The sequence below is a fragment of the Pseudomonas pseudonitroreducens genome, from assembly GCF_021603645.1.
Classification (GTDB): Bacteria; Pseudomonadota; Gammaproteobacteria; order Pseudomonadales; family Pseudomonadaceae; genus Pseudomonas; species Pseudomonas pseudonitroreducens.
Map to the genome: position 1 here is coordinate 808,662 of NZ_BQHJ01000002.1, position 15,887 is coordinate 824,548.

Annotated in this window: 14 protein-coding genes and 2 rRNA genes; 5 read left to right on the forward strand and 11 right to left on the reverse strand. The window is 64.2% G+C overall.

The window, feature by feature from the left end; all coding sequences use genetic code 11:
• Positions 1 to 111: 111 nt before the first annotated feature.
• Complete coding sequence (locus L6D89_RS07775) at positions 112 to 651, forward strand: chorismate lyase (RefSeq protein ID WP_236199292.1); 540 nt, start codon at positions 112 to 114, stop codon at positions 649 to 651.
• Positions 652 to 678: 27 nt separating this feature from the next.
• Positions 679 to 1,569 (forward strand): 4-hydroxybenzoate octaprenyltransferase, encoded by an 891-nt coding sequence (gene ubiA, locus L6D89_RS07780; protein ID WP_236199266.1) that lies wholly within the window; start codon positions 679 to 681, stop codon positions 1,567 to 1,569.
• A gap of 123 nt (positions 1,570 to 1,692) precedes the next feature.
• On the opposite strand, the gene L6D89_RS07785 is transcribed toward ubiA, so the two are convergent.
• Entirely contained in the window at positions 1,693 to 2,058 is a 366-nt protein-coding gene (locus L6D89_RS07785; RefSeq protein ID WP_236175733.1) for a COG4315 family predicted lipoprotein, read from the reverse strand.
• 313 nt (positions 2,059 to 2,371) lie between these two features.
• On the opposite strand from L6D89_RS07785, the gene phoB reads away from it, so the two are divergent.
• The 3 genes from phoB (at position 2,372) to L6D89_RS07800 (ending at position 5,838) form a co-directional block, all read left to right on the forward strand.
• Positions 2,372 to 3,061 carry a phosphate regulon transcriptional regulator PhoB gene (gene phoB, locus L6D89_RS07790; RefSeq protein WP_054910046.1) on the forward strand — a complete coding sequence of 230 codons (690 nt, stop codon included), beginning with the start codon at positions 2,372 to 2,374 and terminating at the stop codon, positions 3,059 to 3,061.
• Positions 3,062 to 3,100: 39 nt separating this feature from the next.
• Complete coding sequence (phoR, locus tag L6D89_RS07795) at positions 3,101 to 4,405, forward strand: phosphate regulon sensor histidine kinase PhoR (protein WP_236199267.1); 1,305 nt, start codon at positions 3,101 to 3,103, stop codon at positions 4,403 to 4,405.
• Between the two features lie 92 nt (positions 4,406 to 4,497).
• Positions 4,498 to 5,838 (forward strand): hemolysin family protein, encoded by a 1,341-nt coding sequence (locus tag L6D89_RS07800; RefSeq protein WP_236199268.1) that lies wholly within the window; start codon positions 4,498 to 4,500, stop codon positions 5,836 to 5,838.
• Positions 5,839 to 5,980: 142 nt separating this feature from the next.
• On the opposite strand, the gene L6D89_RS07805 is transcribed toward L6D89_RS07800, so the two are convergent.
• From L6D89_RS07805 to L6D89_RS07850, 10 genes are all read right to left on the reverse strand, one after another.
• The gene (locus L6D89_RS07805) at positions 5,981 to 6,880 is read right to left on the reverse strand and encodes a peptidoglycan DD-metalloendopeptidase family protein (protein ID WP_236199269.1); all 900 of its coding nucleotides are present in this window, start codon (positions 6,878 to 6,880) and stop codon (positions 5,981 to 5,983) included.
• A gap of 123 nt (positions 6,881 to 7,003) precedes the next feature.
• Positions 7,004 to 7,891 (reverse strand): response regulator, encoded by an 888-nt coding sequence (locus tag L6D89_RS07810; RefSeq protein WP_236199270.1) that lies wholly within the window; start codon positions 7,889 to 7,891, stop codon positions 7,004 to 7,006.
• Between the two features lie 132 nt (positions 7,892 to 8,023).
• Positions 8,024 to 8,767 carry a phosphate signaling complex protein PhoU gene (phoU, locus tag L6D89_RS07815; protein WP_054910041.1) on the reverse strand — a complete coding sequence of 248 codons (744 nt, stop codon included), beginning with the start codon at positions 8,765 to 8,767 and terminating at the stop codon, positions 8,024 to 8,026.
• Positions 8,768 to 8,872: 105 nt separating this feature from the next.
• Entirely contained in the window at positions 8,873 to 9,709 is an 837-nt protein-coding gene (gene pstB / locus L6D89_RS07820) for a phosphate ABC transporter ATP-binding protein PstB (protein WP_236199271.1), read from the reverse strand.
• A 52-nt stretch (positions 9,710 to 9,761) separates the two neighbouring features.
• Positions 9,762 to 11,438 carry a phosphate ABC transporter permease PstA gene (pstA, locus tag L6D89_RS07825; RefSeq protein ID WP_236199272.1) on the reverse strand — a complete coding sequence of 559 codons (1,677 nt, stop codon included), beginning with the start codon at positions 11,436 to 11,438 and terminating at the stop codon, positions 9,762 to 9,764.
• Positions 11,439 to 11,462: 24 nt separating this feature from the next.
• Positions 11,463 to 13,496: an ABC transporter permease subunit gene (locus tag L6D89_RS07830; RefSeq protein ID WP_156160511.1), complete on the reverse strand. Its 2,034-nt coding sequence runs from the start codon at positions 13,494 to 13,496 to the stop codon at positions 11,463 to 11,465.
• A gap of 395 nt (positions 13,497 to 13,891) precedes the next feature.
• Positions 13,892 to 14,863 carry a phosphate ABC transporter substrate-binding protein PstS gene (gene pstS, locus L6D89_RS07835; protein ID WP_236175741.1) on the reverse strand — a complete coding sequence of 324 codons (972 nt, stop codon included), beginning with the start codon at positions 14,861 to 14,863 and terminating at the stop codon, positions 13,892 to 13,894.
• Between the two features lie 234 nt (positions 14,864 to 15,097).
• A complete protein-coding gene (locus L6D89_RS07840) occupies positions 15,098 to 15,337 on the reverse strand; it encodes a hypothetical protein (protein WP_236199273.1) in 240 nt (79 codons plus the stop codon).
• Positions 15,338 to 15,413: 76 nt separating this feature from the next.
• A 5S ribosomal RNA gene (gene rrf, locus L6D89_RS07845) occupies positions 15,414 to 15,529 on the reverse strand.
• Between the two features lie 134 nt (positions 15,530 to 15,663).
• Positions 15,664 to 15,887 (reverse strand): 23S ribosomal RNA (locus tag L6D89_RS07850); the annotation flags it as partial.

The window sequence follows — 15,887 nt, forward strand, 5'->3', positions numbered from 1 at the left end:
GGGGTTTTGCGTAAGGCACTCTTGCAGACAACGCAATCGGAGCCGCAAAGCCGCCATGTTAAGCTGCCGCGTCCCTGGCCAACTGCAGTCGAACCCGTGCCCGAAGCCGCCCTGATCCACCCGCCCCGCTGGCTCACCGCCGCCCAATTGCACCCCGCTCCCGCCGCCCAAGTGGTGGACTGGCTGTTCGATGAAGGTTCGCTGACGCGCCGCCTCACCGCGCTGTCCGCCGGCGCCTTCGCCGTACAGCCGCTTGCCGAGGGCTGGCATCGCCTGCGTACCGATGAGTGCGCTGCGCTGGGCGTGCCGGATGGCAGCCAGGGCTGGGTGCGCGAGGTCTACCTGAAGGGCCACGGCACGCCCTGGGTATTCGCCCGCAGCGTCGCCGCGCGCCAGGCGCTGGAAGGCTCAGGCTTCGACCTGCGCCTGCTGGGCACGCGCTCATTGGGCGAATTGCTGTTCAGCGACCGCGCCTTCCTGCGTGGCGCCATCGAGGTCTGCCGTTATCCGGCCGCCAGCCTGCCCGCCGAGGTACGCGCCGAGCGCCTGTGGGGCCGCCGTTCGTGCTTCAGCCGTGACGGCCTGGGCGTACTGGTCGCCGAAGTATTCCTGCCGACACTGTGGCACCGGGTAGAACAACAGCCAGTATAATTCCCGGATCGTTTTCCGGAGGCCGCCATGTTCGTCGCCCTGATCAAACCCCTCGCCCGCCTGCATCCCCGCGCCTGGGACTTCATCCAGCTGACGCGCATGGACAAGCCGATCGGCATCTACCTGCTGCTGTGGCCGACGCTGTGGGCGCTGTGGATGGCCAGCGGCGGCATGCCGAGCGCAAAGAACCTGGTGATCTTCATCGTCGGTACCGTGCTGATGCGCATGGCCGGCTGCGTGATCAACGATTTTGCCGATCGCAAGCTCGATGGCCACGTCGAACGCACCAAGTCGCGCCCACTGGCCACCGGCAGGATCACCGTGCGCGAGGCCTGGATCGCCTTCTTCGTGCTGCTGGGCTTGAGCTTCCTGCTGGTGCTGTGCACCAACGCACAGACCATCTGGCTGTCGTTCGGCGGCGCGGCGATCGCGGCGCTCTACCCCTTCATGAAGCGCTACACCTACTACCCGCAGGTAGTGCTGGGCGGGGCCTTCTCCTGGGGCATCCCGATGGCCTTCACCGCAGCCGGCGGCACGCTGCCAGCGGTGGCCTGGCTGCTGTTCTTCGCCAATGTGCTGTGGACGGTCGCCTATGACACCTACTACGCGATGACCGACCGCGAGGACGACCTGAAGATGGGCATGAAGTCCACGGCGATTCTCTTCGGCGACGCCGACCGGGTGATCAACCTGAGCCTGCAGGGGCTGATGCTCCTGCTGCTGGTCCTGGCCGGCAATAAACTGGCCATGCACCTGTATTACTACCTGGGCCTGGCCGTGGCGGCGGGCTGCTTCGCCTGGCAGTTCCACTCGACCCGCGACCGCGAGCCGATGAAGTGCTTCAAGGCCTTCCTGCACAACCACTGGGCGGGGCTGGCGATCTTCCTCGGCACCGTGCTGGACTTCGCCCTGCGCTGATCATAGCCATTTCGTAGGAGCGGACTTCGTCCGCGATTGGCCCGCAGCGCGCCGGAGACCATCGCGGACGAAGTCCGCTCCTACATCGCTCCCAACCCGCACAAGCAAGGTCGGGCTGTGACCTTACGGCTTGGCCATGTGCCAGACGCCCATCTTGCCGTCGCCGGCCATGTCGCCAGCCTTCTTGTCCTGCACGAAGGTGTACAGCGGCTTGCCCTTGTAGGCCCACTGGGCGCTGCCGTCATCGCGCTTGATCAGCGTCCAGTCACCCATGGCGCTGTCATCCGCGGCAGCCATCAGCGGCGGCCAATTCTGCGCGCAGCCGCCGTTGCACATCGACTTGCCGCCGCCGTCCTTGTCGAAGGTGTAGAGCGTCATGCCCTTGGCATCGACCAGCATGCCGTTCTTCTCCATGCCGGGGCCAGCGGCCAGGGCGGACACCGCCGGCAGCATCAGGCCCATTGCCAGGGCCGGGAATAGCAGTTTCATAACGCTTCTCCTCTGGTGAGGTGGAAACGGCGCGAGCATCGGCGCAAAGGCAGGCGGGATCGCAGGCAGGGCCGGCCAGGGCGACGTCGACAACGCACTCACAACCGTCATCGCAAGATACCGGCAGGCGCTCTGCCGGGCACACCGCCGAGCGGGCCGGTGGGTTCCGCTTGTGCCGCGCGCTGAACGCGTGGCGACCCAATCAGCATAGACGAGCGCTCTGCGACAAGGCTCGGCTACCATCCGGGTGTCACATTCATGAAATATTTCCGTTATCTAATGCGGCGCATTACAGAAATTCTGAGGCCTCAGCATGGTTGGCAAGACAATCCTCATCGTCGATGACGAAGCTCCGATCCGGGAAATGATCGCCGTGGCCCTGGAGATGGCCGGCTACGAATGTCTGGAGGCCGACAGCGCCCAGACGGCTCACGCGGTGATCGTCGATCGCAAACCGGACCTGATCCTGCTCGACTGGATGCTCCCGGGCACCTCCGGCATCGAACTGGCCCGCCGCCTCAAGCGCGACGAACTGACCTCGGCCATCCCGATCATCATGCTCACCGCCAAGGGCGAAGAGGACAACAAGATCCAGGGGCTGGAAGTCGGCGCGGATGACTACATCACCAAGCCGTTCTCCCCGCGCGAGCTGGTGGCCCGCCTGAAGGCCGTGCTGCGCCGCACCGGCGCTGGCGACAGTGAGACGCCGATCGAAGTCGGCGGCCTGATGCTCGACCCGATCAGCCACCGCGTGACCATCGACGGCAAGCCCGCCGAGATGGGCCCGACCGAATACCGCCTGCTGCAGTTCTTCATGACCCACCAGGAGCGCGCCTACACCCGTGGCCAGTTGCTGGACCAGGTCTGGGGCGGCAACGTCTATGTCGAGGAGCGCACCGTCGACGTGCATATCCGCCGCCTGCGCAAGGCCCTGGGCGAGGTATACGAAAATCTGGTTCAGACCGTGCGCGGCACCGGGTATCGTTTCTCGACCAAAAGCTGACCCGACTTCTCGTCTGACGGGTACAAGGAACGGAATTTCGTGACCCAGAACTGGAGAGGCGTGCTGATACGCCACCTGCTGTTGGTGGTGGCCGCCGGCGCGCTGCTCGGCCTGATCACCGGCCAGTACGGCTGGGCCATCGCCGTGGCACTGGCTGCCTATCTTGGCTGGTCGACCTGGCAGCTGCTGCGCCTGCACAAGTGGCTGAAGAACCACCAGCCCGACGAAGCCCCGCCCGATGGCTACGGCCTGTGGGGCGAAGTGTTCGACAGCATCTACCACCTGCAGCGCCGCAACCAGAAGGCACGCGGGCGGCTGCAGGCGGTGATCGACCGCATGCAGGAATCCACCGCGGCGCTGCGTGACGGCATGATCCTGCTCGACCGCGACGGCAACCTGGAATGGTGGAACCAGTCCGCCGAGCGTCTGCTCGGCCTGAAGAGTCCGCAGGACGGCGGCCAGCCAGTGACCAACCTGGTCCGTCATCCGCGCTTCAAGGAATACTTCGAGGGTGAGGATTACCGCGAGCCGCTGGAGTTGCCCTCGCCAATCAGCGACAACCTGCGCCTGCAGTTCCACATCACCCTCTATGGCGCCGGCGAGCACCTGATGCTGGTGCGCGACGTGACCCGCGTCCATCAGCTGGAACAGATGCGCAAGGACTTCGTCGCCAATGTCTCCCATGAGCTGCGCACACCACTGACGGTGATCGCCGGCTACCTGGAGACGCTGCTCGACAACGTCGAAGACGTGAACCCGCGCTGGACCCGCGCGCTGCAGCAGATGCAGCAGCAGGCCGGGCGCATGCAGAACCTGCTCAACGACCTGCTCCTGCTGGCCAAGCTGGAAGCCACCGACTACCCGGCGGACAACAAGCCGGTGGCGGTAGACCTGATGCTGCTGTCGATCCGCAACGATGCCCAGGCATTGTCCGGCGCACGCAGCCATCGCATCAGCCTGGAAGCGGATTCGAAGGTGAAGCTCAAGGGCAGCGAGGCCGAACTGCGCAGCGCCTTCTCCAACCTGGTGTTCAACGCCGTGAAGTACACCCCTGATGAAGGCGATATCCGCATTCGCTGGTGGGCGGACGAGCAAGGCGCACATCTGGCCGTGCAGGACAGCGGCATCGGCATCGACCCCAAGCACCTGCCGCGCCTGACCGAGCGTTTCTACCGCGTGGATTCCAGCCGCAACGCCAGCACCGGCGGCACCGGCCTGGGCCTGGCCATCGTCAAGCATGTGCTGCTGCGCCACCGCGGCACCCTGGACATCAGCAGTGTGCCGGGCAAGGGCAGCAGCTTCACCTGCCACTTCCCTGCGCAGCAGGTCGAGAGCCGCGCATAACGGCGCTCGAGCCACACGCGGCCATAGTCGGGCTTGCCAGCCAGGCCCCACGAACCGCATTCTTGTCCGTCCATCCTTAATCCAACAGAACCATGGACCCTTCTCCTAGTAGCAACTTCCTCACCTATTTCGCCGATTTCGGCCTGATTCTGTTCGCCCTGTTCCTCGTCGTACTCAACGGCTTCTTCGTGGCCGCCGAGTTCGCCATGGTCAAGCTGCGCTCGACCCGCGTGGAGACCATCGCCAACCAGCACGGCTGGCGCGGCACCATCCTGCGCAAGGTGCACAACCAGCTCGACGCCTATCTCTCCGCCTGCCAGCTGGGCATCACCCTGGCCTCCCTGGGCCTGGGCTGGGTCGGCGAGCCGGCCTTCGCCGAACTGCTCGAACCGCTGCTGGCGGCAATCGGCGTGCACTCCGAGGAAGTCATCCGCGGCGTATCGTTCTTCACCGCGTTCTTCATCATTTCCTACCTGCACATCGTGGTCGGCGAGCTCGCGCCCAAATCCTGGGCGATCCGCAAGCCGGAGCTGCTGTCGCTGTGGACCGCGGTGCCGCTGTACCTGTTCTACTGGGCCATGTACCCGGCCATCTGGCTGCTCAACGCCAGCGCCAACACCATCCTCAAGATCGCCGGGCAAGGCGAACCGGGCCCGCAGCATGAGCATCACTACAGCCGCGATGAGCTCAAGCTGATCCTGCACTCCAGCCGCGCCCACGACCCCAGCGACCAGGGCATGCGCGTGCTGGCCTCGGCGGTTGAACTGGGAGAGCTGGAAGTCGCCGACTGGGCCAACTCTCGCGAAGACCTGGTCTACCTGGAGCGTAATGCGCCGCTGGACGACATCATCGCCACCATCCGCCGACACAAGTACAGCCGCTACCCGGTGTACGACGGCGAGAAGGGCGAGTTCACCGGCCTGCTGCACATCAAGGACCTGCTGCTGGCCCTGGCGACGCTGGACAGCCTGCCGGAGTCCTTCGACCTCGACGAGCTGACCCACCCGCTGGAGATGGTCACCAAGCACCTGCCGCTGGCTCGCCTGCTGGAACAGTTCCGCCAGGGCGGCTCGCACTTCGCGCTGGTGGAGGAAGCCGACCACAAGGTCGTGGGCTACCTGACCATGGAAGACGTGCTGGAAGTACTGGTCGGCGACATCCAGGACGAGCACCGCAAGGCCGAGCGCGGCATCGTCGCCTACCAGCCCGGCAAGCTGCTGGTGCGCGGCGACACTCCGCTGTTCAAGCTGGAGCGCCTGCTGGGCCTGGACCTGGACCACGTCGAGGCAGATACCCTGGCCGGCCTGGTGTACGACACCCTGAAGCGCGTCCCGGAAGAAGAGGAAGTGCTGGATACCGAGGGCTTGCGCATCATCGTGAAGAAGATGAAAGGCCCGAAGATCGTCCTCGCCAAGGTGGTGAAGCTGGACTGACAGTTCCGCGCAACGAAAAAGGCAGCCCGCAGGCTGCCTTTTTCTTTTCTGCAGGAGCGAGCTTGCTCGCGAACCCACCCGGCTCCGGTGCTGCCGGCCAACCCCGTTCGCGAGCAAGCTCGCTCCTGCAACGAACCGCCGCTCAGTTGCCCTTGACCACCGCAAAGTTCGGCAGCGTGTCCACCGGCTGCGAGAAGTCGTAGGGAATCGAGACCAGGTCCAGCCCGACGTTGCGTTGCACCACGAAGTGCAGGTGCGGGCCGCTGCTGTTACCGGTGTTGCCCGACTGCGCCAGAGGCGTGCCGGTACCGACCCGCTGGCCTTCACGGACCAGCACCGAGCCGCGCATCAAGTGCAGGTAGACGCCCATGGTGCCGTCGTCATGCAGCACGCGCACGAAGTTGCCGGACGGATTCTTCCCGCGGCCGCTCTGGCCGTTCTCCACCTTCACCACGGTGCCGCCACGCGCCGCGATGATGGGCGTGCCCACCGGCATGGCGATGTCCATGGCGTAACGGCCCTTGGGCGTGAAGTGGCTGTAGCGTCCGTTGGCCCCCTGGGTCAGGCGGAACGGCCCACCCACCCACGGCAGTGCATACTGGTAGGCCAGCGGCGCCACGCGCGGGTCGCCCAGCGCGTAGCGCAGCTTGGGCTTGTAGCGCAGTGGCTTGGCGGGGTCCAGCGGGGCAAGGGTGGCCAGGCGAATCGAGCTGCGCGGCGGCAACACCCAGCGAATCGGCCGTGCCGGTGCGCCCGCGGCGTTCTGGACTGCGTTCACGCTCAGCTCCACCTCCACCGGCGCGTACAGATCGTTGCGCACCTGGAGGGTCTCGCCGCCGGCATGCTTCTTAGTCTCCAGCTTCACCTGCTCTTCCAAGTGCTCGACCATGCGATCACGGAAGACGAACACAGCCGCACCCGGCACGGCCTTGTCCGTGTAGGTGACCACGCCGTTGGCGTCGGTGTACTTGTAGATGGTCACGGCCGAAGCCGTCCCGGAGGCGGCCAATAGACCGCACAGGAGGATACTGCGCCCTAGCATGTCGACTCTGGTTATAGGTTTGGCGACGCTGGCAAGACTAGCAGCGTCGTCCCTGCGTCGCGACCTGCCGCCGGTCGGCCTGTGAAGCAGTACTTCCCGCCGACCTGCGCATTTGTAACCGGATCAGGCGCCGGGCACGTAGTGCTTCTGCGTGCTGCCACGGGCGATCAGGCGCGAAAGATAGTCGAGCTTCTGCGGATCGCGGTCGACGAAGCGGAAGGTCAGCTGCAGCCACTCGCTGTCCGGCCGGGGTTCCAGCGCGGCAACGGCATGCAGGTAGCCGTTGAGGCGGGCGACGTCGCTGTCCTCCTCCAGGTCCAGCACGGCGCTCTCCAGCACCTGCGGCAGCGGCGTGCCGCGCTTCACCACCAGCAACGCTTCCTTGAGGCTGAGCGCCTTGATCACACAGGCAAGGCTGGCCGAAGGCAGGCGCAACTGGCCTTGCTGCCCCTTGGCGCCGCCACGGGCGGCAGTCGGAGTCGGAGTCGCCGGAGCCTGGCGCGGCACGCTGGGCGCAGCCGCTGGACGTACGACTTCCGCCTTGCCGCCGGTGAGGGCGGCCAGGGAGTCATTGGGCATGGAACCGACCAGGCTACGTTGTGGTGCCTGGGCCGCCAGGGCTTCCAGCTTGCCGGCGCGGGAAAGCGCCTTCTTCACCTTGCTCACCAGCTGGTCGTTGGAAAACGGCTTGCCGATGAAGTCGGAGACGCCGGCCTGGATGGCCTGCACCACGTTGTCCTTGTCGCCGCGGCTGGTGACCATGATGAAGGGCGTGGCCTTCAGGTTGTCCTGCTCACGACACCAGGTAAGCAGCTCGATGCCCGACAGTTCGGGCATTTCCCAGTCGCAGAGGATCAGGTCGACGGCCTGGCGCGCGAGGAACTGCTGCGCCTTGCGACCATTGACCGCCTCTTCGATCTGCAGACCGGGGAAGTGGTCCCGCAGCCCCTTCTTCACCAGGTCACGGATGAACGGAGCGTCATCCACCACCAGCACACTGACCTTGCCCATCGGCATCTCCCGAAAACGATAGGGCGAAGGATAGCCTTGCCGAGTGGCTAGATGCCATTGGCGGGAACCGCTCAGCCATAAAATGACGAACCCGGCGCGATGGCCGGGTTCGTTCTGCTACACCCGCCTGGCTTACTCGGCCTTGTCGGCCTTTGCAGCAGTGCCCTGCACTTCTTCCTTCATGCGGGTCAGGCCGATGTGGCGAACATCGGTGCCGCGCACCAGATAGATCACCAGTTCGGCAATGTTGCGCGCGTGGTCGCCGATGCGCTCCAGCGAACGCAGGGCCCAGATGACGTTGAGCACCCGGGAGATGGCCCGCGGGTCTTCCATCATGTAGGTGACCAGTTCGCGCAGGGCGGTCTTGTACTCGCGGTCGACGGTCTTGTCGTACTGCGCCACCGACAGCGCGAGGTCCGCGTCGAAACGGGCGAAGGCGTCCAGCGCCTCCTGCACCATCTTGCGCACCTGGTTGCCGATGTGACGCACCTCGACGTAGCCGCGCGGCGACTCGCCCTCCTCGCACAGCTGGATGGCACGGCGGGCGATCTTCGAGGCTTCGTCGCCGATGCGCTCCAGATCGATCACCGACTTGGAGATGCTGATGATCAGGCGCAGGTCGGAGGCAGCCGGCTGGCGGCGGGCGAGGATGCGCAGGCACTCCTCGTCGATGTTGCGCTCCATCTGGTTGATCTGGTCGTCGATCTCGCGGACCTGCTGGGCCAGGCCCGAGTCGGCGTCGATCAGCGCGTTGACCGCGTCGTTGACCTGCTTCTCCACCAGGCCGCCCATGGCCAGCAGGTGGCTGCGCACATCTTCCAGCTCGGCGTTGAACTGCTGCGAGATGTGGTGGGTGAGGCTCTCTTTGTTAATCATGCTTTCGCTCCGCGAATGGCTTCAGGCTACATGCTTCAGGCAGAAAAACGGTGGCTCGCAGGGCTGGGCTCACGCCTGTTGCCTGCAGCCTGTCGCCTACAGCCACTAACCGTAGCGCCCGGTAATGTAGTCTTCCGTCTGCTTCTTGGCCGGGTTGGTGAACAGGGTATCGGTATCGCCGAACTCGATCAGCTTGCCCATGTACATGAACGCCGTGTAGTCGGAGACGCGCGCGGCCTGCTGCATGTTGTGGGTCACGATGACGATGGTGAACTTGGACTTCAGCTCGTAGATCAGCTCTTCGATCTTCAGGGTGGAGATCGGGTCCAGCGCCGAGCAGGGTTCGTCGAGCAGCAGGACTTCCGGCTCCACGGCGATGGTGCGGGCGATGACCAGACGCTGTTGCTGGCCACCGGAGAGACCGAGGGCGGACTCGTGCAGGCGATCCTTCACTTCGTCCCACAGCGCCGCGCCCTTGAGTGCCCACTCGACGGCTTCGTCGAGGACACGCTTCTTGTTGATGCCCTGGATGCGCAGGCCGTAGACCACGTTCTCGTAGATGCTCTTGGGGAACGGGTTGGGCTTCTGGAACACCATGCCGACGCGGCGGCGCAGTTCGGCGACGTCGACGTTCTTGGCGAAGATGTTGTGGCCGTCGAGGAGGATCTCGCCCTTCACGTTGCAGCCGTCGACCAGATCGTTCATGCGGTTGAAGCAGCGCAGCAGGGTGGACTTGCCGCAGCCCGACGGGCCGATGAAGGCGGTCACGCGCTGCTTGGGGATGTTCATGCTGACGTCGAACAGCGCCTGCTTTTCACCGTAGAACAGGCTCAGGCCGGGCACTTCGAGGGCGACGGTCTCGCTTTCCAGGTTCATGCCGTGGCGGTCGCCGCGACCGAGCGCGCCGATGTCGATGCCGTGGGATCCGGTTTCATGTTGCATGTTCAGTCTCCTTGGGAGGCTTGGCGGCGGGCCTTGCCCGCCGCCTGCAGAATCAGTTTTCCAGCGCCTTGTACTTTTCGCGCAGGCGGTTACGAATGGCGATGGCCGAGAAGTTCAGCAGGGCGATCACCATTACCAGCAGCAGCGCGGTGGCATAAACCAGCGGGCGTGCAGCCTCGACGTTGGGGCTCTGGAAGCCGACGTCATAGATGTGGAAGCCCAGGTGCATGATCTTCTGGTCCAGGTGCACATAGGGGTAGTTGCCATCCACCGGCAGCGCCGGAGCCAGCTTCACCACGCCCACCAGCATCAGCGGTGCCACTTCGCCGGCAGCGCGGGCCACGGCGAGGATCAGGCCGGTCATCATCGCCGGGCTGGCCATCGGCAGGACCACTTTCCACAGGGTTTCGGCCTTGGTCGCGCCCAGGGCCAGCGAGCCTTCGCGGGTGGCTCGCGGGATACGCGCAAGGCCTTCCTCGGTGGCCACGATCACCACCGGCACCGCGAGGATAGCCAGGGTCAGCGAGGCCCAGAACAGCCCCGGCGTGCCAAAGGTCGGCGCCGGCAGGGCCTCGGGGAAGAACATTCGGTCGAGGGAGCCGCCCAGCACGTAGACGAAGAAGCCCAGGCCGAACACGCCGTAGACGATCGCCGGAACGCCCGCAAGGTTGTTCACCGCGATGCGGATGATCCGGGTCAGCAGGCCCTGGCGAGCGTACTCGCGCAGGTAGACCGCAGCGATCACACCGAACGGGGTGACGATCACGGCCATCACCAGGGTCATCATCACGGTGCCGAAGATGGCCGGGAAGATACCGCCCTCGGTGTTGGCTTCACGCGGGTCGTCCCTGAGGAACTCCCACAGTTTCTTGAAGTAGAAGCTCAGCTTGGTGGCCACGCCCATCTGGTTGGGCTGGTAGGCGTGCACCAGCTTGCCGACGCTGATCTCGGTTTCCTTGCCGGAGGCATCGCGCATGACGATGCTGTCGCGGTTGAACTCCAGATGCAGGCCGTTGAGCTGGTCTTCCAGCACCTTGTACTGGGCGTTCAGCTCGGCGCGGCCGGCAGCGATGTCAGCCTCGGCGGTGGCATCCAGCTTGTTGTTCAGCTGCAGGCCACGCTCCTTCAGGCGCAGGCGCTCCAGGCCATGGTTGATGCCGCCGATGTCCTTCTTCTCCAGCTGGTAGAGCTTGGAATAGAGCTCATCGACACGCTTGAGCCGGGTCTGCAGCTCGGCCATGGCGCCAGGACCTTCGGCGACGACCTTGCCGTTTTCCTTGACGCTGAGCAGGTAGCCGTAGAAGTTGCCCCACTCGCGGCGCTCCAGGGTCACTAGCTCGGCCGGGTGATGACGGTCGGTCAGCCACTCGCCGATCACCCAGGAGAAGTCGCTGCCATACAGGTCACGGTTGCCCAGCTTGAGCAGTTCGCGGGTCATGAACTCCGGACCGTTGTCCGGCACCGGCAGGCCGGCACCGCGCAGGCGCGCGCGCGGTACCTGCTCGATCTGCACTTCTTCGCCGATCAGGGTCTTGGGGGCTTCACCGGGGACGCTGTAGGTCGCCTCGATCACGTCCGCCGGCCAGAAGTGGCCGAGACCGCGCACGGCGATCACGGCGAGCAGGCCGATGGTCATGATCACGGCGATGGACACCGCACCCGCGTTCATCCACACCCAGGGCGAACCGCTGGCGAACCACGCTTTGACGGATTCCTGTTTCTGTTTCACGGAACTAGCCTCGTCGGGCGGCGCTTAGAGCGACGCGTATTTCTTGCGCAGGCGCTGACGGATCAGCTCTGCCAGGGTGTTCATCACGAAGGTGAAGGACAGCAGTACCAGTGCCGAAAGGAACAGCACGCGGTAGTGAGTCCCGCCCACCTCCGACTCGGGCATTTCCACCGCGACGTTCGCCGCCAGCGTGCGCATGCCCTGGAAGATGTTCACGTCCATGACCGGGGTGTTGCCGGTGGCCATCAGCACGATCATGGTCTCGCCGACGGCGCGGCCCATGCCGATCATCAGCGCCGAGAAGATGCCCGGGCTGGCGGTCAGGATCACCACGCGGGTCAGCGTCTGCCAGGGCGTGGCGCCCAGGGCCAGGGAGCCGTAGGTCAGGCTGCGCGGCACGCTGAAGATGGCGTCTTCGGCGATGGAGAAGATGTTCGGGATCACCGCGAAGCCCATGGCCAGGCCGACTACCAGGGCGTTGCGCTGGTCGTAGGTGATGCCCAGGTCGTGGCTGATCCACAGGCGCATGTCGCCGCCGAAGAACATGGTCTCCAGGTGCGGGCTCATCCACAGGGCGAAGGCGCCGGTGGCGAGGACCACGGGGATCAGGATCGCCGCTTCCCAGCCGGCCGGCAGGCTCAGGCGGATGCGCTCGGGCAGTCGGCTCCAGATCAGGCCAGCGGCGAGGATGCCCAAGGGCGTGAGCAGCAGCAGGCTGAAGATGCCCGGCAGGTGGCCTTCGACGTAGGGCGCGAGGAACAGGCCGGCGAAGAAGCCGAGGATCACGGTCGGCAGCGCTTCCATCAGCTCGATCACCGGCTTGACCTTGCGGCGCATGCCCGGAGCCATGAAGTAGGCGGTGTAGACGGCGGCGGCGATGGCCAGCGGCGCAGCGAGGATCATTGCGTAGAACGCGGCCTTCAGCGTACCGAAGGTCAGCGGCGACAGGCTCAGCTTGGGCTCGAAGTCGGTGGTCGCGGCGGTGGACTGCCAGACATAGGACGGCTTGTCGTAGCTCTCATACCAGACCTTGCCCCACAGCGCGCTGAAGGACACTTCCGGGTGCGGGTTGCTCAGGCTGAAGCGGCGCAACTCGCCACCCTGCTCGACGATCAGACGGTTGGCGCGCGGCGACAGGGCCATTGGGCCGGCGGACGAAGCGACGTTCTCCACCAGCAGCGTGCGGTGCGCAGTGCTGTGGAAGATGCCCAGGTTGCCTTGCTTGTCGAGGGCCAGGAAGCCCTTGCGGCGCTGCTCCGGCGCGATGCTGGAGATCGGCTGGTCGCCCAGCTTGAAGTCACGTACGTGGGACAGGCGCGGCTCGCCATCTTCACCACGAGCCATGAACCATTGGCCGATGCCGCCCTTGGAGTCGCCGACCATCAGCGAGATACCACCCAGCAGTTGGCTGCTGGCGGTCACTTCAGCGGAGGCGTCATCCAGCAGCTTGTAGCGACCGTTGAGCTGGTGGGTATTCAGATCGAAGACGTCAGCCTGGGCACGGCCATTGAGTACATAGAGCCACTGTTTGCGCGGGTCCATGTAGATGGCTTTCACCGGGTCGGCGATCTGCGGCAGGTTGATGCGCTCTTCCTGCAGGGTGCTTTCGCCGGTCAGCATGTTTTCCTGCTGGGTCAGGCCGAGCAGGAGCATCTCGCTGCCGGTGGACGCGGCCAGCAACAGGCTGTCATCACCCGAGACGATCGCCACGTGCTCCAGCGGACGGCCCTGGGGATCCAGGTTCATCGCGGCTTCGCCATAGGGATAGTCGATGTGCGGAGTGATGGTCTTCTTGTTGTCCGGGTAGGTGACCTTGTAGTTGTGCTTGAACACCAGCACCTGGCCATTGGACAGGCCCAGGGCAACGGTCGGGTGCCCCGGCTGGTCCTCGGCGATGGAGGTGACGCTGGTGCCGGCAGGCAGCTTCAGCGCAACGCGGTCCATTTCGTCGCCTTTCTTGGCGTCGAAGAACACTACCTCGCCATTAGCGGCGACGCGCATGCCCACCATGTTCTGCTCTTCGATGCTCAGCAGCAGCGGCGCCTGGGCCGTCTTCAGCCAGGCGGGAGCCAGGGGGTCGCGGGTCTCCAGTTCGGCGCCGCGGAACAGCGGCAGCACGACGTAGGCGAGGTAGAAGAAAATCAGGGTGATGGCAGCCAGCACGGCGAGACCGCCAACCAGCACGTACCAACGGGTCAGTCGATCCTTCAGCGCCCGGATACGGCGCTTGCGCTGCAGGGCAGGCGTATTGAAATCGATCCGCTCGGGAAGAGAAGAAGTCATCGGGGAGTTGGCCATGTCGTTCATGGAGTGACACCCTAGCGGCCCTATATGACAGAAAGATGACATGGAAGTGACGCGACAAAGCCCGCCAGCAGAGCCATGCTGGCGGGCTCGGTCGAGTAAGCGTCAGCCCATGCCGGGCGGGGATCTCCGCCCGGTTTGAAGGCTGATTACAGACCCAGGTCCTTGATCGCTTTTTCGGCGACTTTGGACGGCAGCGGGATGTAGCCGTCTTTCACGACAACCTGCTGGCCGGTCTTGGACAGCACCATCTTCAGGAACTGGGCTTCCAGCGGGTTCAGCGGCTTGTTCGGCGCCTTGTTGACGTAGACGTACAGGAAGCGCGACAGCGGGTAACTGCCGTTCAGGGCATTCGCCTCGTTGTCTTCGATGAACTCGCCGCCTTCTTTCTTGGCCAGGGCAACGGTCTTCACGCTAGCGGTCTTGTAACCGATACCGGAGTAGCCAACGCCGTTCAGGGACTGGCTCACCGACTGCACCACGGAAGCCGAACCCGGCTGCTCGTTCACGTTCGGCTTGTAGTCGCCTTTGCACAGGGCTTCTTCCTTGAAGTAGCCGTAGGTACCAGACACGGAGTTACGACCGAACAGTTGGACGGGCTTGTTGGCCCAGTCGCCGGTCAGGCCCAGGTCGCCCCAGGTCTTCACTTCCGACTTGCTGCCGCACAGGCGGGTGGAGGAGAAGATGGCGTCGACCTGTTGCATGGTCAGGCCTTTGATGGGGTTATCCTTGTGCACGAAGATCGCCAGGGCGTCCACGGCAACCGGAACAGCGGTCGGCTTGTAGCCGTACTTCTGCTCGAAGGCCTGCAGCTCGACGTCCTTCATCTTGCGGCTCATCGGGCCCAGGTTGGCCGTGCCTTCGGTCAGAGCCGGCGGCGCGGTGGAGGAACCGGCGGCCTGGATCTGCACGTTCACGTTCGGGTACAGGCGCTTGTACTCTTCCGCCCACATGGTCATCAGGTTGGCCAGAGTGTCGGAACCGACGCTCGACAGGTTACCCGACACACCGCTGGCTTTCTGGTAGTCCGGCAGGGCCGGATCGATCGCGGCCACCGCACTGGCGGTGCCTACGCCTGCGGCGACAAAAGTCAGGGCCGCCATCAAACGCTTGAGTTTCATGCCTTGCTCCTTAAGGAGAATGGGGTTGGATGGAACGGGGGCCAGTATCGTGAGGCCGCATGAAGACTCTATGACACGAATGTGACAGTTGGATGAAGTGCCATCAGTGCTGCAGCCGAGATTTTGTAACAGCAGGAATGGCGCCTTCCGAATGGGGAAAATCGTGCTGAAATGGCTGTTCTAGAGCGCCTGCCGCTGAGTTTGCCGCAACACCTCGCAGGCTCGTCGCGGGGCTCATCCGGCCATGAGCATCGCGGCGATGAAGCATCCCATGCACACCAGATACGGCAGCTGGAGCCATTTATAGATGCCGTGCCGGCGTCCGAGAAAGAAGCCGAAGCCCGGGATGATCAATGCAAGCAGCGCAGTTGGTCCCGCTCGCCTGAGCAACAGGAAGAAGGCGAGCAACTGGCCGAGGCTGAGGCTGAGGCTCAGAACGCCCAGCAGAATGAGGCTTGAAATCAACGTTTCCATGTCGAGCGCCGACCTTTTTCCCGCGCAAAAGCAAAACCCCCGGCCAGCGATGCTGACCAGGGGTCTTGGGATAGGAGCTTGACGATGACCTACTCTCACATGGAGAAACTCCACACTACCATCGGCGATGCGTCGTTTCACTACTGAGTTCGGGATGGGATCAGGTGGTTCCAACGCTCTATGGTCGTCAAGCAATTCTTTATGGACGCTCGTGGCAGTTGCGCACGCTCATCCAGATTCGGGTATGTGACAGGTATTTGCGGTTCACACGAACTTTCGGTTCGTTACGTCTTCACCGTACAACACGCAAATTGTTTGGGTGTTATATGGTCAAGCCTCACGGGCAATTAGTATCGGTTAGCTCAACGCCTCACAGCGCTTACACACCCGACCTATCAACGTCGTAGTCTTCGACGGCCCTTTAGGGGAATCAAGTTCCCAGTGAGATCTCATCTTGAGGCTAGTTTCCCGCTTAGATGCTTTCAGCGGTTATCTATTCCGAACATAGCTACCCGGCAATGCCACTGGCGTGACAACCGGAACACCAGAG